17 protein-coding genes are annotated in these 19,784 nt (G+C 61.6%); 6 read left to right on the forward strand and 11 right to left on the reverse strand.

Features of this window, described 5'->3' with window-relative positions; all coding sequences use genetic code 11:
- Window positions 1–55: 55 nt before the first annotated feature.
- The 8 genes from ABRP17_RS10910 to ABRP17_RS10945 all read right to left on the reverse strand — a co-directional run bounded on the left by ABRP17_RS10910 (window position 56) and on the right by ABRP17_RS10945 (window position 8,297).
- Window positions 56–1,552: a hypothetical protein gene (locus ABRP17_RS10910; protein ID WP_349984989.1), complete on the reverse strand. Its 1,497-nt coding sequence runs from the start codon at window positions 1,550–1,552 to the stop codon at window positions 56–58.
- Window positions 1,549–2,685, reverse strand: coding sequence for a dTDP-4-amino-4,6-dideoxygalactose transaminase (gene rffA / locus ABRP17_RS10915; RefSeq protein ID WP_349985074.1), 1,137 nt, complete (start codon window positions 2,683–2,685; stop codon window positions 1,549–1,551). The genes ABRP17_RS10910 and rffA overlap by 4 nt, the downstream gene beginning before the upstream one ends.
- Window positions 2,686–2,720: 35 nt before the next feature.
- Complete coding sequence (locus ABRP17_RS10920) at window positions 2,721–3,101, reverse strand: hypothetical protein (RefSeq protein WP_349984990.1); 381 nt, start codon at window positions 3,099–3,101, stop codon at window positions 2,721–2,723.
- Entirely contained in the window at window positions 3,098–3,856 is a 759-nt protein-coding gene (locus tag ABRP17_RS10925) for a GNAT family N-acetyltransferase (protein WP_349984991.1), read from the reverse strand. Before ABRP17_RS10925 ends, ABRP17_RS10920 begins: the two co-directional genes overlap by 4 nt.
- Window positions 3,853–4,830: a glycosyltransferase family 2 protein gene (locus tag ABRP17_RS10930; protein WP_349984992.1), complete on the reverse strand. Its 978-nt coding sequence runs from the start codon at window positions 4,828–4,830 to the stop codon at window positions 3,853–3,855. The genes ABRP17_RS10925 and ABRP17_RS10930 overlap by 4 nt, the downstream gene beginning before the upstream one ends.
- A 38-nt stretch (window positions 4,831–4,868) precedes the next feature.
- On the reverse strand, window positions 4,869–5,807 hold the full coding sequence (locus tag ABRP17_RS10935; RefSeq protein WP_349984993.1) for an electron transfer flavoprotein subunit alpha/FixB family protein: 939 nt from the start codon (window positions 5,805–5,807) through the stop codon (window positions 4,869–4,871).
- A complete protein-coding gene (locus ABRP17_RS10940) occupies window positions 5,807–6,553 on the reverse strand; it encodes an electron transfer flavoprotein subunit beta/FixA family protein (protein WP_349984994.1) in 747 nt (248 codons plus the stop codon). Before ABRP17_RS10940 ends, ABRP17_RS10935 begins: the two co-directional genes overlap by 1 nt.
- A 178-nt stretch (window positions 6,554–6,731) precedes the next feature.
- Window positions 6,732–8,297 (reverse strand): hypothetical protein, encoded by a 1,566-nt coding sequence (locus ABRP17_RS10945; RefSeq protein WP_349984995.1) that lies wholly within the window; start codon window positions 8,295–8,297, stop codon window positions 6,732–6,734.
- 245 nt (window positions 8,298–8,542) lie between these two features.
- Here ABRP17_RS10945 and rfbB point away from each other — a divergent pair, with 245 nt between their 5' ends.
- The 4 genes from rfbB to rfbD are packed head-to-tail and all read left to right on the forward strand — an operon-like array spanning window position 8,543 to window position 11,949.
- Window positions 8,543–9,598: a dTDP-glucose 4,6-dehydratase gene (rfbB, locus tag ABRP17_RS10950; RefSeq protein WP_349984996.1), complete on the forward strand. Its 1,056-nt coding sequence runs from the start codon at window positions 8,543–8,545 to the stop codon at window positions 9,596–9,598.
- Between the two features lie 19 nt (window positions 9,599–9,617).
- Window positions 9,618–10,505 carry a glucose-1-phosphate thymidylyltransferase RfbA gene (gene rfbA / locus ABRP17_RS10955; protein ID WP_349984997.1) on the forward strand — a complete coding sequence of 296 codons (888 nt, stop codon included), beginning with the start codon at window positions 9,618–9,620 and terminating at the stop codon, window positions 10,503–10,505.
- A complete protein-coding gene (gene rfbC / locus ABRP17_RS10960) occupies window positions 10,502–11,059 on the forward strand; it encodes a dTDP-4-dehydrorhamnose 3,5-epimerase (protein ID WP_349984998.1) in 558 nt (185 codons plus the stop codon). The genes rfbA and rfbC overlap by 4 nt, the downstream gene beginning before the upstream one ends.
- Complete coding sequence (gene rfbD / locus ABRP17_RS10965) at window positions 11,056–11,949, forward strand: dTDP-4-dehydrorhamnose reductase (protein ID WP_349984999.1); 894 nt, start codon at window positions 11,056–11,058, stop codon at window positions 11,947–11,949. Before rfbC ends, rfbD begins: the two co-directional genes overlap by 4 nt.
- A gap of 106 nt (window positions 11,950–12,055) precedes the next feature.
- Here the strand turns inward: rfbD and ABRP17_RS10970 are convergent, their stop codons facing one another.
- The 3 genes from ABRP17_RS10970 to ABRP17_RS10980 form a co-directional block, all read right to left on the reverse strand.
- Window positions 12,056–13,459: a mannose-1-phosphate guanylyltransferase/mannose-6-phosphate isomerase gene (locus ABRP17_RS10970; RefSeq protein WP_349985000.1), complete on the reverse strand. Its 1,404-nt coding sequence runs from the start codon at window positions 13,457–13,459 to the stop codon at window positions 12,056–12,058.
- Between the two features lie 22 nt (window positions 13,460–13,481).
- The gene (locus ABRP17_RS10975) at window positions 13,482–14,828 is read right to left on the reverse strand and encodes a phosphomannomutase (protein ID WP_349985001.1); all 1,347 of its coding nucleotides are present in this window, start codon (window positions 14,826–14,828) and stop codon (window positions 13,482–13,484) included.
- Between the two features lie 95 nt (window positions 14,829–14,923).
- Window positions 14,924–18,247 (reverse strand): DEAD/DEAH box helicase, encoded by a 3,324-nt coding sequence (locus tag ABRP17_RS10980; protein ID WP_349985002.1) that lies wholly within the window; start codon window positions 18,245–18,247, stop codon window positions 14,924–14,926.
- Between the two features lie 170 nt (window positions 18,248–18,417).
- On the opposite strand from ABRP17_RS10980, the gene ABRP17_RS10985 reads away from it, so the two are divergent.
- A complete protein-coding gene (locus tag ABRP17_RS10985) occupies window positions 18,418–19,149 on the forward strand; it encodes a CoA transferase subunit A (protein WP_349985003.1) in 732 nt (243 codons plus the stop codon).
- A gap of 1 nt (window position 19,150) precedes the next feature.
- Window positions 19,151–19,783, forward strand: coding sequence for a CoA transferase subunit B (locus ABRP17_RS10990; protein WP_192096263.1), 633 nt, complete (start codon window positions 19,151–19,153; stop codon window positions 19,781–19,783).
- The last annotated feature ends 1 nt before the right edge of the window (window position 19,784 follow it).

The following is a 19,784-nucleotide window of genomic DNA, read 5'->3' on the forward strand; positions in this document are numbered from 1 at the left end:
GCCTGTTCACGACTACGGTGGCGAACTAAGTGTCGCCATCTCGCATTTTCCTGATTCAGAGGCACACCAATACCTCCCCGTCGATCATCTGTGTTGAGTCCGGGGCCGGGAAGGAAAGCCTACCCTCACAGCGGGCCGCCAACTCCGGGGCGCTCCTCACGTCCAAGGGGCTACCCGTTGTTTCGTCGAAAAGTGCGTCCACTGCCCATCCGATTGAAAGGGCTGAAGTATTCATATCCCCTTGTGCGATGCCTGGCGCAAGAGGGTGATGCCAACTTGCGCCGACAACTGCAATCTTTGTCCCGTGATCGGGATACCGCTCGGCGATACGGAATGCGATTTCCTGCGCTTGGGCCATATCCCAGCGGTTGAGACGTTGCTGGTTCAGTAGCATTGAGTTGCTGTGCGCGCTGAACAAGAATGCACTCAGCAGCAGCAGGCCACCGGCTGTCCAGTTGTTGCGGCCTTGATTTACCCGGGCTGCGATGAGTGCAATGGCGACCAAGGCAAATGGAAAGGCAATCAAGGTCCGCGGCGTCGGCCACCACACCGTGGAGGCCGCAACGGGTACCAGCACGATGCAAAAAGAGATCGCCAAGAGATAGAGTGCGCCAAGCAACGGTCGGATCTGGCTGATGTGACGCGGCACGAGGAGAAGGAATAGCCCGATGAGCGCTGTAATCTTGGCGAACCCGGAGGCGACCGGCTCGTCTTTGAAAATGAGTATTCTCGCCAGCGCGCCGAGCTGATCCATCCGGAGTTGGAGCTCGGACAGAGGCAGCACACCCGCACGACTATCTGCGCTTACGCCGAGCGCCAAGCGAGCGAGCGATGACAGCAAGAGATTTCCACCCAGCAGAAGCAATCCCGCCAAGGCCGCAGTCAAAGTGGCGAGGATCAGCTCGCGGATGCCCGACCCGGTGTCACTTCCATTGATGGTAAGCGTCGAATTCGACGCGTGGACGTAAAGCACTGCAATCGATAGAAAGCAGACGGCAAGCTGATTGGCACCCATTGCGACCAGCCCGAACGCCAGTGCGACAGCGAGATTTCTGCCAATGTTTGGTGACTTCAGTGCCTTGCGGTAAAAATCGATGCTCATCCACATAGACGCAAACATGACCGACATCGGCAGCGCGGATTGCCTGAAGGTGACGTACTCGGTGTAGTAAGAGTGCGCACCCAAAAGCGCTGCCGCACCGATAAGTACAAAGCGTCCTTGGATTTCAACAGGTCGAAGACTTCGCGTATAGAACAGCGCTGAGAAGATGACTGTGGCTATGAGGCAGACTACCGAAAAATTGGACATGTTGAGATTGCTTGCACTCAACATCCAATCGAGCAGTGCGTTCGTATATCGCCCTTGGGACAAGAAGAAGGACGTGAACTTTCCGCTATTGCCTTGGCTGACCAGATGGTAATCGTCAATTGCATAACCGGCGCCCAGTCCAAGGTATTTGGACGTAAGAAACGCAATGGCGTAGACCCCGCCAAACAAAACGCCAGGTGACAACAATCGCCGCTGACCGAGGCTATCATCCAGAGCGCTCAAGCAAGGGCCTCCACCAGCGCTTCATCAGCAGCCTGCAGGATCATTTGCATATTTTCTTCCAACCCCAGCCAAAGAGGCATCCGTACCAGACGGTCCGACACGTCATCGGTAATCTTCATCGAGCCATGGCTTCGGCCGGTCTTCTCGCCCGCGGGCGAGGAGTGTAGCGGGATATAGTGGAAAACCGCTTGGACATCGCGCTGCCGAAGCGCGGCGATGAAGCGGGTTCGTGCATCAAGCGACGGCAGCAGTATGTAATACATGTGCGCATTGTGTTCACAATAATCCGGCACGACGGGGCGGCGAATCAATCCGGCCTTCTCGTGTCCTTCCGCCCACGCATGATACGTGTGCCATATGGAAAGCCTGCGGGCCGTGATATCCGACGCGGCTTCCAACTGTGCCGCCAGGAATGCGGCAGTGATCTCACCGGGGAGATACGACGACCCAACGTCGACCCACGTGTACTTGTCCACTTGTCCGCGGAAGAAACGACTGCGATTTGTCCCTTTCTCACGGATGACTTCAGCTTCCTCGACGAAGGTCTCGTCCCGGCAAAGGAGCGCGCCGCCCTCGCCCGAGATGACGTTCTTTGTCTCGTGGAAACTGAATGCTCCGAGGTCGCCAATAGTGCCAAGCGCGCGGCCCTTGTAAGTCGACATGATGGCCTGCGCAGCATCTTCAATTACGCGCAGACCGTGGCGGCCGGCAATCTCCAGGATGGCATCCATCTCGCAAGAGACACCTGCGTAGTGAACTACGCATATGGCTTTGGTCCGAGAGGTGATTGCGGCCTCGATCAGGTTCTCATCGATGTTGAATGTGTCCGCTCGCACGTCGACGAAAACAGGAACTGCGCCACGCAGGGCGAAAGCACTCGCGGTTGAGACAAATGTAAACGACGGCATGATGACCTCATCACCTGGCTCGAGCCTGAGCAGCAATGCCGCCATTTCCAGCGCTGCAGTGCATGAATGGGTCAAGAGCGCCGACGCGGCTCCGGTATGCTCGCGCAACCACGTATGGCAACGCCTGGTGAAAGGGCCGTCGCCAGACAGGTGCCCGTTCTGATGTGCCTCACGGATGAGATCCAGCTCCTGGCCGGTCATGTAGGGACGATTGAAGCGAATGATGCTCATTGTTCGATGCCAGGATGCGTGTGGGTTGATCAGCCGTTGCTGAGGACGATGAGACCGACGATCACGATCGCCAATCCCGCGATTTTAGCCGTGGTCAGTGTTTCACCAAACAGTGGAATCGCTGCAATGCAGACGATGAGAAAATTGAGCGCCATGAACGGGTACGCCTTGCTGAGTTCCAGACGTGAAACTGCAAGCATCCAGCAGAGCGAGGCGGCGAATGCTGCGGTAAATGCAGAAATTACCCAAGGTTGGACAAGAAGCTGAATCACCGGAGGCAGCTTTCCCATCAGTCCGTTGGCAGTGGGAGTATAGGCCGATGCCTGCCACTTGATCACAAGCTGCCCGTAACTGGTCAGCACGACGGTGGCGGCAACCATCAGCCATGGAAAAATTGCGTTCAGGTTCATTCTTCACCTTCTGGATCAAAACGCAGTCGGCGCTCGACATGGTAAGTATCAAACGCGGTATCCAGTAGTAGGCCAGCCCGAGCCCACTGGCGCTGTACCGTGTAATTCCAGACTTGAGTCGAGATGACCAGTCGTGTCATTCCGGTAGATCCGTAGAAGTGCATCAGGTGCGAGAGAAGCGCGCCATAATGTCCCCTACGCTCGAATGCAGGATCGACAGCATTGAGCACGATCTCGATCACGCCATCGCAGATGTCGCAGGTGGCGAATCCGGCCACCGTTTCATCGTCGATGACTACCCATGTAGCGCTGCGCGGATCATGGCTGCTCAGACGGCTCTGTGCCCACTCTATGTATCCATCCAGCACCGCCTGCTGTGGAAGTAGCGGATTGGCAGCATAGTGGGCACGGTAGTTGCGAAAGCTGCTGCCAGCAATTCTTGCAATCTGGTCGCGGTCCGCGGCAGATGCCGGCCGCACATGGGCAGCCGCGCGGCCTGAGGAGGGATCAAGGTCTACGCCGTGGTACACGAGCGTGTCGGCATGGATGACCATCTCGCCCTTTGCCTGAAGGTGGGTCGCGACGTCACTTCGTCCAGCGGGCAGCCGCAGGACGATGAGATCTGCCGCGGACTCCTCGATTACGCGCACGATGGAGCTTGTGCTGGTCTCGGAATCGAACCGGCCCCTCTCCACCACGATGCCGAATCGACTGGATTCCAAAGCAGAGGGGTGCAATTCAGCCATCTCATTCATTTTGTGAGTTTCCAGCTATCCTGCCAGACGATGTACTGGGGCCGGTGCTTTGTCTCGTTGTGGATTCGACCGAGATATAGGCCGATAACGCCGAGGCTGCCCATGATGAAGCTGCCGACGAGCCAGATCGACGCGAGGATGCTGGTGAATCCGGCAACGCGTACGTCGCCGACCCAATAACGATACATGGCGAAAAATGCAACGCCGATTCCGACCGCGGCAAGCACCAGCGCAAGGCTCATGACCAGCCGCAACGGCTTATCGGAGAAAGACAGGGCGATTCGCGTCGCCATCTGCAACAGCTTTTTCAGCGTATAACTGCTCTGACCGGCCGTCCTTCGCCCATGTGAGACGGGTATTCTCCGCGTTTGGAAGCCGGTCCAGCGCGCAAGCAGAGGAAGGAAGCGATCCACCTCCGGCATCCCATTCATCGAGTCAACGACTTTTCGACTGTATGCACCAAAATTTGCGGTCGTGGAGTCGTACTCTGTTTCTGTCAGCCAGCCAAGCGCACGGTAAAAAAGTCTCGACCCGGTTCGTTTAAACCATGAATCCTTGCGTTCAATCCGTTGGCCGAGCGCAATTTCATGCTCATCGTCGAGGCCGTAAAGAAGGTTTGGAATCTCCTCAGGCATGTCCTGCAGGTCGCAATCCATGACAACGATCCGCCCGCCTCGCGCATGCGCCAGTCCCGCACTGATGGCGGCATGTTGGCCAAAGTTGCGGGAGAGGCGCAGTCCGCGAACGCTGGTTCGCACCAGCGTGATTTCAAGTATCCGGGGCCACGCGTGATCAGGGCTGTTGTCGTCGACAAAGATGAGCTCGTGAGAGAGCCCAATGCCGCTGAGCGCCCCATCGACCCGCTCTGCCAGCTCCTCTAGACAAACCACACAGCCGTAGACCGGTACAACGACCGACACGTCTGGCAGGCCCTTTCCTGAACCTTCTTCCAGCTGGCTTTCACGTTGCTGCATTTTTGCTCCCCCCCAAGGGCCAGTTACGGCAGCGCCTATTAAAGCGCTCTTTCCAGTTCAGGCAAAAGGGTGAATAGGTCTCCAACCAGCCCGATATCGGCGATGTCGAAGATCGGCGAATCGGGATCCTTGTTGATCGCCACGATCGTCCCAGCGTCCTTGATCCCGGTCAGATGCTGGATCGCACCACTGATGCCAATTGCCACATACAGCTCCGGCGCGATGATCTTGCCGGTCTGCCCAACCTGAAGCTCATTGGGCACATAGCCCGCATCCACGGCGGCACGCGAGGCACCCACTGCTGCACCCAGCTTGTCAGCCAGCTGGTAGATTATCTTGAAGTTCTCTTCCGAACCGACGCCACGGCCACCAGACACCACACGCTTGGCGCTCTGCAGGTCAGGACGGTCGCTGCTGGCCGCGGCCAAGCCGACGAAACGGGTGTGAGTAGGTAGGGCTGCATCCACATCCAGCACTTCCACGGTGGCGTTGCCACCCTGCACAGCTTCCGGCCACGATGCACTGCGCACGGTGGCGACCACGATCTGTTCAGACGGGGCTTCCACGGTGATGATCGCGTTACCCGCGTAGATAGGACGTTTGAAGGTATGGCTGCTTTCTACCGACATCAGGTCAGATACCTGGGCCACGCCCAGCAGGGCAGCTACGCAGGGCATAAGGTCCTTGCCGAAGGTGGTGGACGGGCCGAAAACATGGCTGTAACCGTCTGCCGCCTTGGCGATCTGCGGTGCCAGCACCTGCGCGATCGGGTTGGCATTGGCAGGGTTGGCCACGGTCAGCACCTTGGCCACGCCGTTGATCCTGGCCGCGTCTGCGGCAACGGCCGCTGGATCGGCAGCAAGCACCAGCACATGAACCTCGGCGGCATTCACGGCCGAAGCAGCGCTGACCGTCTTGGCGGTGGCGGCGTTGAGCCTGCCGTCGTGATGCTCGGCGATGACGAGAATCCTGCTCATTACAGCAACCCCTTCTGCTTGAGTGCAGCCACCAGTTCGGCGGCATCCTTGACCATCACACCCTTGCTGCGTTTACCCGGTGCGGCATAGGTGGTCGTCTTCAACGTGTCCACGGCTTCTACACCAAGCTCAGACAGCTGAAGTGTTTCCAGCGGCTTGGCCTTCGCCTTCATGATGTCGGGCAGCTTGATGAAGCGCGGCTCATTCAGGCGCAGATCGGTGGTGACGACGGCTGGCAGGTCCACCTCCAAGGTCTCAAGGCCAGCATCGACTTCGCGGGTCACCGTGGCCTTGCCATCGGCGATCTCGAGCTTGCTGGCGAAGGTTGCCTGCGGGCGGCCCCAGATCGTGGCCAGCATCTGGCCGGTCTGGCTGGCATCGTCATCAATGGCCTGCTTGCCGAGGATGACCAGCTCGGGTTGCTCCTTCTCGATGAGCTTGAGCAGGGCTCGCGCCGCCGTCAGCGGCTGGATCGCCTGGTCTGTGACGATGTGGATGGCGCGATTGGCACCCATCGCCAGACCATTGCGCAGATGCGGCTGGGCATCGGCCGGGGCAATGGTGACCACGATGACTTCGCTGGCGATGCCCTTGTCACGCAGGCGCAGGGCTTCTTCCAATGCGATTTCATCAAAGGGATTCGGGGACAGCTTGACGCCGTCGGTCACCACGCCGGAACCATCCGGCTTGACCTGAATGCGGACGTTGTAGTCCACCACGCGCTTGTATGCGACGAGGATTTTCATCTGGTGCGTGATCCTTCAGTTACAGGGGTGTCCCGGTTCAGTTCGCGACCGGCACAGAGTGGGGTGCTGATTCTAACTGGCGACGGCCTACCATGCGAATGCGTATGGATTTGAGGGGGGGGCGATTGGCAAAGGAGTCGCGGATGCCGCGCCGCAGCATGCCCGCATTGTCGCGAGATCAGTCGAGCGGCGCGCCGCCTGCCTCCACGCGCTGATAAACCGTTCCTCCAAAAGTTCCGTAGGATCTGGTCTCGTCTACCGTAACAGTACCGATTGGACGATAGAGTCCTGTTTGCTCAACCGCGCGCTGAACTTCTGCAGCACCGGGCCATTCTTTTCGCGTAGTGGTCATGATGGTATCGGGTGGAGACTTGATTAGCTCCCTGCGCAACGCATCGCCATCGAGATTCAGCTCAATGAAAGCAAGCGTTAGATCTCGCAATGATCCATTGACCGGTAACTTTCCGGTAAGTGGATAGAGCGCGAACATAAAGCCGCTGGTCGCAAGCGTGCCGGGCCTATCCTGCTGCTGACCGATCAGATCTGCTGCGAGCAGATAGTTGGAAGCGTGGTGCTGCTCGAGCGTCCAACCGCTTTGAAGCACCGACAGGGCGCTCCCCAATGCCGAAGGCGACGCTTTCATCCATCTCAGGGTATCGGGCCCGCTACTGGCGCATAACAGGGCGGCAAGGCAGACCGCTGCGTACGCTCTCTGCCGATGAGGCAGGCCCACGCGCCATGCATGGGCGCAAAAGCCGGCCAACCCTGGCAGTGCAGCAGCGAAGTGATAAGGGAAGCCGATCTTTGAGGCCGGCTCAAGCAGTGGCAGTAGCGCGATTGCCAGCCAGAACAGTGCGCGACCATACACCGGCGACGGACGCTTGCCCCCCTTCATCAGAATGAGGAGGCTGGCTGCGCCGACAAGGCATAGAGCCCAGACAGATACCTTTGAAGCGCCGATGAGCGATTTAAAAAACATTTCCCACCGCTGCCCTTCGACTGACTGGAACATGGTTCCCGCTTCCCGGTAAGAGTCGACGATGCCCCACAGTCCTCCACGCAGCCAAGCCAAGGCAGAGACAATCAATAGGGAGGTGATAAGAGCGCCGAGCACCAGCGCCGCCGTCTGCCGCCTGCCGTATTTTATAAGTGTAGCGATGACTGCCACCAGGCCAAACGGTGCGAACGGCTCGCGGACCAGCACGCCCACCGCCACCAAGCTGCCAATGAGCGCAAAGTGGGAGGCAGTAACGGGCTTGGAGGACTGCGACAGGATCAGCGCCAAGAAGAGAGGCACATAGGCAGCAAAAATACTGTTCTTGTAACCGTGCTGGACAAATCCAAAGTTGTTCATCGCATAGAGAAAAATTGCAGAAATCAGCGCAGCTGCCACCGCACTCCCTGATTCGCGAACAAGCACGACGTAAAGCAGCAGGGCCGCTGCACACGATACGAAGAGGTCAACAGCGCGAAGCAACAAAGTGGGATTGAGTGGAATTTCAAAGACCCACGAAGTCAGCAGCGGATAGAGCATCAAAAAGCCATCTGCAGGCAATGAGTGGCTATCCCTGAGAGAGGCTGCCATGCGCATCGCATAAAAGCCGTAATAGCCCTCGTCGGTCGATGGGAAGCCCGCCAAAGTGGTTACACGCGGGACCGCTACCAATAGGAAGACTACGACGATCCCCAGCATGCCTTTCACTGCAAAGGATGTTGTGGGCTTGGGCGGACTGGTGTGCTTCATCAGGTGATCGGCTCAGAGTAAGTGATGTCGCACCGTTGCCCAGGGCGCGTGCGCCGCTGCAGTATCCGGGCCAGAGGCATATGTCGCAATGAACTTGAATCGCAGCCCACCGAGGCGTACGTTTTTCCTGCTCGGGCACCCCAAGCGGGCTTTGGGCAGGCTGATAAGCAGTGAGCGTTGTATCCTGTACGGATTGAGGGACCCGCCCACTGGGCGGAGCCGAAACCGTTAAGGAGATGTTAATAGTGCCCACATGGCTTGTCACCGGCGGTGCCGGATTCATTGGCGGTAATTTCGTTCTCGAAGCAGCCGCACGCGGCGTCAAGATCGTCAATCTCGATGCCCTGACGTATGCAGGCAACCTGAAGACCCTGTCCACCCTCGACGGCAATCCCAACCACGTGTTCGTGGAAGGCGATATCGGTGACAGCGCGCTGGTCGCCCGGCTGCTGGCGGAGCATCAGCCCGAGGCCGTGCTGAACTTTGCGGCCGAAAGCCACGTGGATCGCTCGATCGACGGCCCGGGTGCGTTCATCCAGACCAACGTGGTCGGTACGCTCGGCCTGCTGGAAGCGGTGCGCGATTACTGGAAGGCGCTGCCAGCGGGCAAGGGCGAAGCGTTCCGCTTCTTGCATGTTTCTACCGATGAGGTGTATGGCACGCTCGGCGACACCGGCAAGTTCAGTGAAACGACGCCGTACGCGCCGAACTCGCCGTACTCGGCGTCCAAGGCGGCCTCGGATCATCTGGTGCGTGCGTTCCACCACACCTACGGGCTGCCGGTGCTGACCACCAACTGCTCCAACAACTACGGGCCGTATCACTTCCCCGAGAAGCTGATCCCGCTGGTGATCGCCAAGGCACTAGCCGGTGAGCCGCTGCCGGTGTATGGCGATGGCAAGCAGGTGCGTGACTGGTTGTTCGTGTCCGATCACTGCGAAGCGATCCGTACCGTGTTGGCCAAGGGCCGCGTCGGCGAGACCTACAACGTAGGCGGCAACTCCGAAAAGCAGAATATCGAAGTGGTGCAGGCCATCTGTGCGCTGTTGGACGCGCGTCGTCCGCGCGATGACGGCCAGCCGCGCAGCAGCCAGATAACCTACGTCTCAGACCGCCCGGGCCACGACCGTCGCTACGCGATCGATGCCTCCAAGTTGAAGGACGAGCTCGGCTGGGAGCCGGCGTACACCTTCGAGCAGGGCATCGGCTTCACCGTCGACTGGTATCTGGACAACCAGCAATGGGTAAACGGCGTGCTGGATGGAAGCTACCGCCTGCAGCGCATCGGCACCACTGTCTGACACCTTCCAGGAATCGACCATGACCCAACGTAAAGGCATCATCCTGGCCGGCGGCTCCGGCACCCGGCTTTATCCGATCACCAAGGGCGTCAGCAAGCAGCTGCTGCCGGTGTATGACAAGCCGATGATCTATTACCCGCTCAGCGTGTTGATGCTGGCCGGAATCCGCGAAGTATTGATCATCAATACCCCGCACGAACAGGCCCTGTTCCAGCAGTTGCTGGGCGACGGCTCGCAGTGGGGCATGCACATCCAGTACGCCGCCCAGCCGAGCCCTGATGGCCTGGCCCAAGCCTACCTTATCGGCCGTGACTTCCTTGACGGCAAGCCCAGCTGTCTGGTCCTCGGTGACAACGTGTTTCATGGTCACGGTTTGACCGACGTGCTGAAGCGTGCCGATGCGCGCGCAGATGGCGCTACTGTCTTCGGTTACTGGGTCAATGACCCGGAACGTTATGGCGTGGCCGAGTTCGACAAGGATGGCAAGGTTATCGATCTGGTCGAGAAGCCTGCCAAGCCGCGTTCAAACTACGCGGTCACAGGCCTTTACTTCTATGACGGAAAGGCCAGTGATTATGCTGCCACGCTGAAGCCCTCGCCGCGTGGTGAACTGGAGATCACTGATCTCAACAAGCGTTACCTTGAAGAAGGTCGTCTGCACCTGGAGGCGCTGGGGCGCGGGTATGCGTGGCTGGACACCGGGACCCACCAATCGCTGCTTGAGGCGTCAAACTTCATCGAGACCATTCAGACCCGTCAGGGCCTGCAGGTGTGCTGTCCGGAAGAAATTGCGTTCGGCAATGGCTGGATCGATGCGGAGAAGCTCGAATCACTGGCTGCCCCGCTGATCAAGAACGGCTACGGTCAGTATCTGCATGCCTTGGCGGTACGAGGCAGTGTGCCGTGAAAGTCATTGAAACACGCTTGCCTGGCTGTGTCGTGCTGGAGCCCCGCGTTTTTGGAGACTCGCGTGGTTTCTTCTTCGAAGGTTGGAACAAGCAAAGTTTCGAGGCCGTAGGCCTGGAGATGAACTTCGTCCAAAGCAATGTCTCTTCGTCATCGCGTGGTGTCCTGCGTGGTCTGCATTACCAATGGCCTCGCCCGCAGGGAAAGCTGGTCAGTGTGCTGGAGGGTGAGGTCTACGACGTGGCCGTGGATATCCGGCGCGGGTCGCCTACCTTTGGTCAGTGGGATGCGGTTGTACTGAGCGCCAAGAACCGGCGGCAGTTCTGGATACCCGAGGGCTTTGCGCATGGCTTCGCGGTATTGTCCGAGCGTGCGTTGTTTCACTATCTCTGCACTGATGTATACGTTGCCGAGCACGATGCTGCGATTCGTTGGAACGATGCCGACGTGGCGGTGGACTGGCCGATTTCCACCCCGACGTTGTCGGCCAAGGATGAAGCCGCCCCGTTCCTGAAGGACATCGCCGAAGAGCGCCTGCCGGTGTTCCAGACATGACGATCCTGGTGTTCGGTGGCAACGGCCAGGTAGGTCAGGAACTGCTGCGTTCGCTGGCACCGTTGGGCAACGTGGTGGCGACAACGCGCAGTGGCCTGCTGCCGGATGGCCGTGTCTGCGAGGTAGCGGATTTCGACCAACCTGATTCCCTGGTCGCGTTGCTTGATCGCCTGCAGCCATCGACCGTGGTCAATGCCGCCGCCTACACGGCGGTGGACAAGGCCGAACAGGACGTTGACGCGGCGCTCCGCGCGAACGCGCAAGCCCCCGGTGTCATCGCACGCTGGTGTGCCCAAGCGGACGTGCCGTTCGTGCATTACTCCACCGACTATGTATTCGATGGTGAAGGCACCGCGTCTTATCGCGAAGATCAGCCGACCGCCCCGCTGGGCGTATACGGCACCAGCAAGCGCGATGGCGAAGACGCGGTGCGTGCTGCCGGCGGGCGCCATCTGATCTTCCGCACCGCGTGGGTGTACGCCTCGCACGGTGCCAATTTCCTGCGCACCATGCTGCGCGTGGGGGCAGAACGCGACGTGATGCGTGTCGTAGCGGACCAAGTCGGTACGCCGACGCCCGCCGCGTTGATCGCCGATGTCACGGCGCAGGCACTACAGCATTCCGGCGAACTGTCCGGCACGTGGCACCTGACGGCTTCCGGCCAGACCAGCTGGCATGGTTTTGCCGAGGCGATCTTTGCCGAGGCGCTCGCGCGTGGCGTCTTGGCAAAGGTGCCGAGCGTTGAAGCAATTGATAGTTCGGAATACCCCACGCCAGCCAAACGGCCGTCATGGTCGGTGCTGGACAACCGCAAGCTGCAGCAGGATTTCGAGATCGTGCTGCCGGCGTGGCAGGACGGGCTGAAGCGGGTGATTGGCGAAATCGCCTGATACGGCACCGCCCGGGAGTCGACCCACGTCTGGAGTTGAGCCCCCTTGTTGTTCAAGGGGGCGCCAACAGAGGGCGGTAAGGTGGAATGCGCGGAGGCAAGGTCGGCTACTGCCGACCGTACGTATCCTCGAAGCGCACGATATCGTCTTCGCCAAGGTAGCTGCCGGACTGTACTTCGATCAGCTCCAGCGGCAGGCGTCCCGGGTTGCGCAGGCGGTGGGTCACGCCCAGCGGGATGTAGGTGCTCTGGTTCTCGCTCAACAACAGCACTTCTTCACCACGCGTGACCTCGGCTGTGCCACTCACCACGATCCAGTGTTCGGCACGGTGATGGTGCATCTGCAGGCTCAGCGTGCCACCCGGCTTCACCGTGATGCGCTTGACCTGGAAGCGCGCGCCGCTGTCGATGGAATCGTATGCGCCCCACGGGCGGTACACCTTGCGATGCCAGGTGGCTTCGCTGCGTCCTTCCGCTTTCAGACGCGCCACGACCGCCTTGATCTCCTGCATGCGGTCGCCCTTGCCGACCAGGACGGCGTCGTCCGTTTCCACGACGATCACATCGTCCAGCCCGACCATCGCCACCAGGCGCTGGCCGTAGGCGTAGGTGTTGCGGCAGTCGATCGCGATGACATCGCCCTGGTGCGCGTTGCCGTCGCCGTCCTGCTGCGATACATCGCGCAGTGCGGTCCATGAACCCACGTCGTTCCAGCCCGCGTCCAGCGGCACGACCACGCCGTCGGCGGTCTTTTCCATCACCGCATAATCGATGGAATCCGACGGAACCGCTGCGAAGGCCTCCCTGTCCAGCCGGGTGAAGTCTGCATCGCGCCGCGACTTCTCCCACGCGTCACGACTGCTGGCCAGCATCGCCGGCTGGAAACGTTCAAGCTCCTGCAGGTAACGCGATGCCTTGAACAGGAACATGCCGCTGTTCCAGTAATACTCGCCGGTGGCAACGTAATCGGTGGCCGTGGCCAGATCTGGCTTCTCGACGAATCGCTCCACCGCCCGTGCGCCATCGCCGGGTGCGGCCTTGATGTAGCCGTACCCGGTTTCCGGGCCGGTCGGCACGATGCCGAAGGTCACCAGCTTGCCTGCGTCGGCCTCGCTGGCGGCCTGTTCCACCGCGACGCGGAACGCAGCGGCATCGGTGATCACGTGATCGGAGGGCAGCACCAGCAGCAGCGCATCGGCGCCGTCACGGGTAGCTTCCAAAGCGGCCACGGCAATGGCGGGAGCCGTGTTGCGTCCCACCGGTTCCAGGATGATCGCGGCAGGCTCGGCACCCACCTGCTGCAGTTGTTCTGCGGCAACGAAGCGATGCTCTTCGTTGGCAATCACCAGCGGACCGCGTGCGGCAATCGGCGCCACGCGCTCCCACGTTGCCTGCAGCATGGTCAGTTCGCCTGCCAGCGGCAGGAACTGCTTGGGATACGCTTCGCGGGACAGCGGCCACAGGCGCGTGCCGGAGCCGCCGGAGAGGATGACGGGCTGGATCTTGTTCATCGCGTTTCGGTGCGTCCTTGGCTTACTGCTGCAGCAGCGTGGCGATCTCATCGGTGCGCGCCTTGAGCAGCGCCGCATCACCCCGCGTCTCCACGTTCAGACGCAGCAGCGGCTCGGTATTGGAGCTGCGCAGGTTGAAGCGCCATTCGCCGAAATCGGCGCTGATGCCGTCGGTGTGGTCCAGCGCGGGCGCGTGCGAAGCGAAGTGTTCCATCACGCGACCCACCGCCACCTTGGCATCAGCCACCTTGAAGTTGATCTCGCCGCTGCAGGGATAGGCGGCCATGCGGTCTTCCACCCACTCGGCCAGCGACTTGCCGCTTTCCGACACGAGTGCGGCAATCAGCAGCCAGGGGATCATGCCGGAGTCGGCATAGGCGAACTCGCGGAAATAATGGTGCGCACTCATCTCGCCGCCGTACACCGCATCTTCGGCGCGCATCTTTTCCTTGATGAAAGCATGGCCGCTCTTGCACAGCACCGGAATGCCGCCGGCCTGTTCGACCATCTCTACGGTATTCCAGGTCAGGCGCGGATCGTGAACGACCTTGCCGCCCGGATGGCGCTTCAATGCCGCCTGTGCCAGCAGGCCGACCAGGTAATAGCCTTCGATGAAACGGCCGGTATGGTCGAAGAAGAAGCAGCGGTCGAAATCGCCATCCCACGCGATGCCGAAGTCCGCCCCATGTTCACGCACCGCTTCTGCGGTGGCGGCGCGGTTTTCCGTCAGCAGCGGATTGGGAATGCCGTTGGGGAAGTTGCCATCCGGCTCATGGTTGATGCGGATGAACTCCAGCGGCAGGTGCGGGGCCAGCAGGTCGACGATGGCGCCTGCGCCGCCGTTGCCGGCGTTGACCACCAGCTTCAGTGGTTTCATCGCGGCGACATCCACATACGACAGCAGGTGCTGGATGTAGGCGCTCTTGTCGTGCTGCTCGCTCTGTCCACCGACCGGCGGCAGTGCGCCTGCGGTGTCGGCCGCCACGGCGTCGGAGATGGCAAACAGGCCGGTGTCCGAGCTGATCGGACGGGCGTGTTCGCGCACCAGCTTCATGCCGTTGTAGTCCATCGGGTTATGGCTGGCGGTGACCATGACGCCACCGGCGGCCTGCAGGTGGTCGGTCTGGAAGTACACCTCTTCGGTGCCGCACAGCCCGATGTCGATGACCTCGCGACCGGCACCGCGCAGGCCCACGACCAGCGCATCCTGCAAGGCCCCACTCGTCAGGCGCACATCGTGGCCGACAACCACGGCCCCGGCTTCCAGCTGGTCCGCAAGCGCCACGCCGATGCGGCGGGCAAGGTCTTCGTTGAGTTCGTCCGGCACGCGGCCGCGGATGTCATAGGCTTTGAAAGCGGGAAGGGGCATGGAGTCAGTTCCTTTGGGGGGCCAGCTCTGTAGTCTATACGCCGATGTGTAGGCGAACCGTTGTCATCGAGACCCGGCACCGGCTCGGAGGTGGGTCATTCATGAGCCGCCTTCCGCACGCCCTTGCCCTTTTTTGCCGGTGCCCCCGGTAAGGGCTCCAGCAACGCATTCAGGTCACTCTCGCTGAAGCCGGGCCCCGACGCGCTGCCGTTTTCGAGGATCGAATCCGCCAGCGACGCTTTACGCTGCTGCAGTTCGGTGATCCGTTCTTCGATGCTGCCAGCGGCGATCAGCCGGTAGACGAAGACCGGCTTGTCCTGGCCGATCCGATGGGCGCGGTCGCTGGCCTGATTCTCGGCGGCCGGGTTCCACCAGGGGTCGAAGTGGATGACCGTATCGGCCGCTGTCAGGTTCAGGCCGACACCACCTGCCTTGAGGCTGATCAGGAAGATCGGCACCTCTCCCTGCATGAACCGGCGCACCGGGGTGGCGCGGTCACGGGTGTCGCCGGTCAAGGTCACAAACGCCAAGCCACTTTTATCCAGCGCCTGCGCGATCAGCTCCAGCATGCGCGTGAACTGCGAGAACACCAGAATGCTTCGGCCTTCCTCCACCATCCCCGGCAGCAGCGTCATCAGCAGGTCGAGTTTGGCTGACCCCTGCGTCCGTGGCGCGGCGTCACCGGGCAACAGGCGTGGATCGCAGCAGACCTGACGCAGCTTCAGCAGTGCGTCGAGCACGACGATGTGGCTCTTCGCCAATCCCTTGCCGGTGACGGCCTCCCGCACTTTTTCCTGCATGGCGGAGCGCACGGTCTCGTACAGGTCACGCTGGCTGCCTTCCAGTGCCACGTGTCGTGTGATCACCGTTTTGGGTGGCAGTTCGGTCGCGACCTGGTCCTTGCGTCGGCGCAGGATGAACGGGCGCACCCGCTGCGCCAGCAACTGGGCGCGCTGGGCGTCAGCGCTGCGCTCGATTGGATGGCGCCAGTGCTGGTTGAACAGTTTCTCGCTACCGAGCAGGCCAGGCAGGACGAAGTCGATGTGGGTCCACAGTTCGCCCAGGTGGTTTTCCAGGGGCGTACCGGTCAGACACAGCCGATGTCGGCTCTGCAGCGTGCGCAGGGTGATCGCCGCGCGTGCCTTGGCATTCTTCACCTGCTGGGCTTCGTCCAGTATCAGCAGATGGTAAGGATGCGCCTGTAGTGCGGCCTCATCCCGCCAGACAAGGGGGTAGGTGGTCAGCACCAGGTCGTGGGCGGGAATCTGTTCGAACAGCGCTTCACGGGCAGGGCCATGCAGGATCAGCACGCGCAGATCGGGTGCAAAGCGTGCGGCCTCTTCCTGCCAGTTGAACAGCAGCGACGTCGGCATGACCACCAGAGCAGGCCGGTCCAGCCGCCCGCTCTCTTTCTCCAGCAGCACGTGCGCGAGGGTCTGCAGCGTCTTGCCCAGGCCCATGTCATCGGCCAGGATGCCGCCCAGTTCCTGCTGGCGCAGGTATTGCAGCCAGGCCAGGCCGTCCAGCTGATAGGGGCGCAACACGGCTGCCAGCCCGACCGGTGCCGCAACGGCTTTCGGCGTGGGTTCCTGCAGCAGCCGCTGCACCATCGCGCGGGTATCGACGGCACCGCGCAGCTGCAGGCTTCCGGACTGTTGCAGGGCCTGCAGACGCCCCCTGTCGCGCGCGGAAATTCGCAGCGGTCCCGCCCCCTTGTCGAGCAGGTCGCCGAGCAGCGCAACGACGGGTTTCAGCCGCTTCGCCTGGAAGGACAGCGCACCGGCGTCGGTGGACGCAATCAGGATGCGTTCGTCATCGTCGATCGCATCCAGTGGCCCACGCGTCCAGCGCGGATCGCTCTGCAGCAGCTGCGCCAGCATCGGGGCGAGTGCAACCGTGTGGCCATCTACCTCGATGTCCAGTGCGACCGTCATCCAACCCGCTGCCGTGCCGTCGAGCTCTACATCCCAGAGCACGCTGTCCACCACGGTGATCCGATGGCGGAAATCCTCCGGTACGGTGATCACCCACCCCAGCGCCTGCAGCTTGGGCAGCTCATGCAGCATGAAGCTGCCCCAGTCGTAGGAGCGCAGGTGAAAATGGGGCCCGGCCCCGCTGAGCAGGGCCGGTGAATGGGGATGGCGATGCAGCCCGCTGCGGCGAAGCTCGCTCTCGCGCCGGGCTTCCTCGGCCGTGTCGCGTGGCAGCAGCTCAACGGTTCCGTCCCCAACACGCACGAAGCGCGAGGAGTCATCCAGGTGCTTGAAGTGGTCGCCATAGGCGAAGGAGACGGTGGCGAACTCGACGCGTTGCGCCTGCCCTCTGCGCGCACCCCACGCATGTTGCTGTTCTTCGGTATGCAGCATCAGGTGCGGAATCATGCCGTCGACCTGGGCGATGGGTAGCGCATCAGCCGTGGACGGCGGGAGGGGCAGGGCAGCGTCCAGCTGCTGGAGCATCTGCGCAGTCAGCGCATGTTCGTCGGGCAGCAGAGGCGGCAGACCAAGAAACGCGTCGGCATCCTCGCTGGCCACCGAAAGATCCAGTGGGCCTATCTCGCCGGTACGTTCGTCGAGGTAGCAGGCGAAATGATCCCCCACCGCACCATCGACGTCGCCGTCCACCCGCAACACGGGCCGTAACCACCCAACCATCTCATTCTCGGTCGGCTCCCACGCCAGATGGCCTTTGCGCGCGGGCCCTACGCGCAGGGGCAGGACCTGCCTGCTGTCGGAGTAGCTTACCCCGCCATGGCCGGAGGCCAGGATCATATCCAGCAGGGGCTGCATTGCGACGCGCTGGTTGCTCTTGCGCTGCTGGCGCAACCAGAGCTGACCCAGCACCGCGACGTCCTGTTGCGAAAGATAGCCTGGGGGGTCCAAGAACAGGTCCGGCGTGATCTCAAGCAGCTTCTCCCGTTGCACGGTGTCGTCCGCCGTCTTTCTCACCCGGTAGGCGTGGATGCCGAGGCGAAACTGGAACACGGAAAGTACGAAGGCGATGCCTTTGGGGTTCGGTTTCCTGGTCTGCGATCCCGTGCGTTCGGCGTGTTGGTCATGCCATTCCGACAGGCGGGTGAGCAGCTCGGCGCGCACCAGTTGCGCATCCTGTGGCAACCCCACCTCGCTTTCTTCCTCGGGCCCGTGCAGGGCCCGCATCATGACCGCGGCCACATGCTTGCAGTTGTCGCCCACCGGACAGCTGCAGCGGCCGTGCAGGCGACTGAGTGGGTTACGCAGGCTGGTCCGCAGGTCGATGGCAACGCGATAGGGCCGGGTGTCCGTTCCCTCTACTTCAGCACGCAGCATGTCCCCTTCCGTGCGCAGGTCGTGCACCCGATCCAGGTAGGCCACCGCCTTGGTGATGGTGCGGTCGTCGAGCCAGCGATACAGATCAACTTCATTGAACAGGGCAGGCATCAGCAATGGTCCAGCAGGTCGGCACCTGGCAGCACATCAGAGTGCAGGCCGTGCCCGGGATCATCAGTTTACGAACTGTGCCCATCGCGGCAAATGCTGCGTCGCACCCCAGCCGCGCACCGGGGTGCCGGTAGAATGCCCTCATCCTTACCGTGCGGAACAGTAATGCCATGGATATTCCCGGTACCGGCAGCAAGCGTGACAAACGACATGCCAGCGCGGCGCTTGCGCTGCAGGGCGTGGTCGCCGACGGCCAGACCCTTGCGGTGGGCGGCTTCGGCCTGTGCGGCATCCCCGAGGCCCTGATCGCCGCGTTGCGGGACAGTGGTGTCACCGGCCTGACCGTGATCTCCAACAACGCCGGCGTGGACGGATTCGGCCTTGGGCAACTGCTGGCCACCCGGCAGATCCGCAAGATGATTTCGTCCTACGTGGGCGAGAACAAGGAGTTCGAGCGGCAGTTCCTGGCCGGTGAGCTGGAGCTGGAGTTCAACCCGCAGGGCACGCTGGCCGAGCGTCTGCGCGCCGGTGGCGCGGGCATCCCGGCGTTCTTCACCGCCACCGGCTACGGCACGGTAGTTGCCGAGGGCAAGGAGACCCGCGAGTTTGATGGCCGCCACTACGTGATGGAAACCGCACTGCGTGCGGATGTGGCGTTGATCAAAGCGTGGAAGGCGGACGAAGCCGGCAACCTGGTGTTCCGCCGCACGGCGCGCAATTTCAATCCGGCGTGCGCGATGGCCGGCAAGGTCTGCATCGCCGAGGTGGAAGAGGTGGTACCGGTGGGCAGCATCGACCCGGACCAGGTGCACCTGCCCGGCATCTACGTGCATCGCATCGTGCACAACGCGCATCCTGAAAAGCGCATCGAACAGCGCACCGTCCGTACGGAGAACACCTGACATGGCCTGGACCCGTGACGAAATGGCGGCCCGCGCGGCCCGCGAACTGACCGACGGTGCGTACGTGAACCTGGGAATCGGCCTGCCGACCCTGGTCGCCAATCATATTCCGGAGGGTGTCGATGTCTGGCTGCAGTCCGAGAATGGCCTGCTGGGGATCGGCCCGTTCCCCACAGAAGCCGAGATCGATCCGGACCTGATCAATGCCGGAAAGCAGACAGTGACCGCGCGCGCCGGTGCCAGCTATTTCGGCAGTGACGACAGCTTCGCGATGATCCGCGGCGGGCATGTGAACCTGGCCATCCTGGGCGCCATGCAGGTGACCGATAGTGGCGACCTGGCCAACTGGATGGTGCCCGGCAAGATGGTCAAGGGCATGGGCGGCGCCATGGACCTGGTAGCTGGCGTGCAGCGCGTGGTGGTGCTGATGGAGCACACCGCAAAGAACGGCGAACACAAGATCCTGAAGGCGTGCTCGCTGCCGTTGACCGGGGTGGGCGTGGTCGACCGCATCATCACCGACCTGGCAGTCTTCGATGTCACCGACGCCGGACTGGTGTTGGTGGAAACCGCGCCGGGTGTCGAAGAGGCCGAGTTGCTTGAAAAGACCGGCGCGCCGTTCAAGCGCGCCTGAC

Source organism: Stenotrophomonas sp. WHRI 8082, from assembly GCF_040223995.2.
GTDB lineage: Bacteria > Pseudomonadota > Gammaproteobacteria > Xanthomonadales > Xanthomonadaceae > Stenotrophomonas.

Bases quoted from the DNA above. Each gene is read 5' to 3' on its own strand.
- ABRP17_RS10920 (WP_349984990.1), bottom strand. From the start codon at position 3,101: ATGAACCTGAACGCAATTTTTCCATGGCTGATGGTTGCCGCCACCGTC.
- ABRP17_RS10925 (WP_349984991.1), bottom strand. From the start codon at position 3,856: ATGAATGAGATGGCTGAATTGCACCCCTCTGCTTTGGAATCCAGTCGA.
- ABRP17_RS10930 (WP_349984992.1), bottom strand. From the start codon at position 4,830: ATGCAGCAACGTGAAAGCCAGCTGGAAGAAGGTTCAGGAAAGGGCCTG.
- ABRP17_RS10935 (WP_349984993.1), bottom strand. From the start codon at position 5,807: ATGAGCAGGATTCTCGTCATCGCCGAGCATCACGACGGCAGGCTCAAC.
- ABRP17_RS10940 (WP_349984994.1), bottom strand. From the start codon at position 6,553: ATGAAAATCCTCGTCGCATACAAGCGCGTGGTGGACTACAACGTCCGC.
- ABRP17_RS10945 (WP_349984995.1), bottom strand. From the start codon at position 8,297: ATGAAGCACACCAGTCCGCCCAAGCCCACAACATCCTTTGCAGTGAAA.
- rfbA (WP_349984997.1), top strand. From the start codon at position 9,618: ATGACCCAACGTAAAGGCATCATCCTGGCCGGCGGCTCCGGCACCCGG.
- rfbD (WP_349984999.1), top strand. From the start codon at position 11,056: ATGACGATCCTGGTGTTCGGTGGCAACGGCCAGGTAGGTCAGGAACTG.
- ABRP17_RS10970 (WP_349985000.1), bottom strand. From the start codon at position 13,459: ATGAACAAGATCCAGCCCGTCATCCTCTCCGGCGGCTCCGGCACGCGC.
- ABRP17_RS10975 (WP_349985001.1), bottom strand. From the start codon at position 14,828: ATGCCCCTTCCCGCTTTCAAAGCCTATGACATCCGCGGCCGCGTGCCG.
- ABRP17_RS10980 (WP_349985002.1), bottom strand. From the start codon at position 18,247: ATGCCTGCCCTGTTCAATGAAGTTGATCTGTATCGCTGGCTCGACGAC.
- ABRP17_RS10985 (WP_349985003.1), top strand. From the start codon at position 18,418: ATGGATATTCCCGGTACCGGCAGCAAGCGTGACAAACGACATGCCAGC.
- ABRP17_RS10990 (WP_192096263.1), top strand. From the start codon at position 19,151: ATGGCCTGGACCCGTGACGAAATGGCGGCCCGCGCGGCCCGCGAACTG.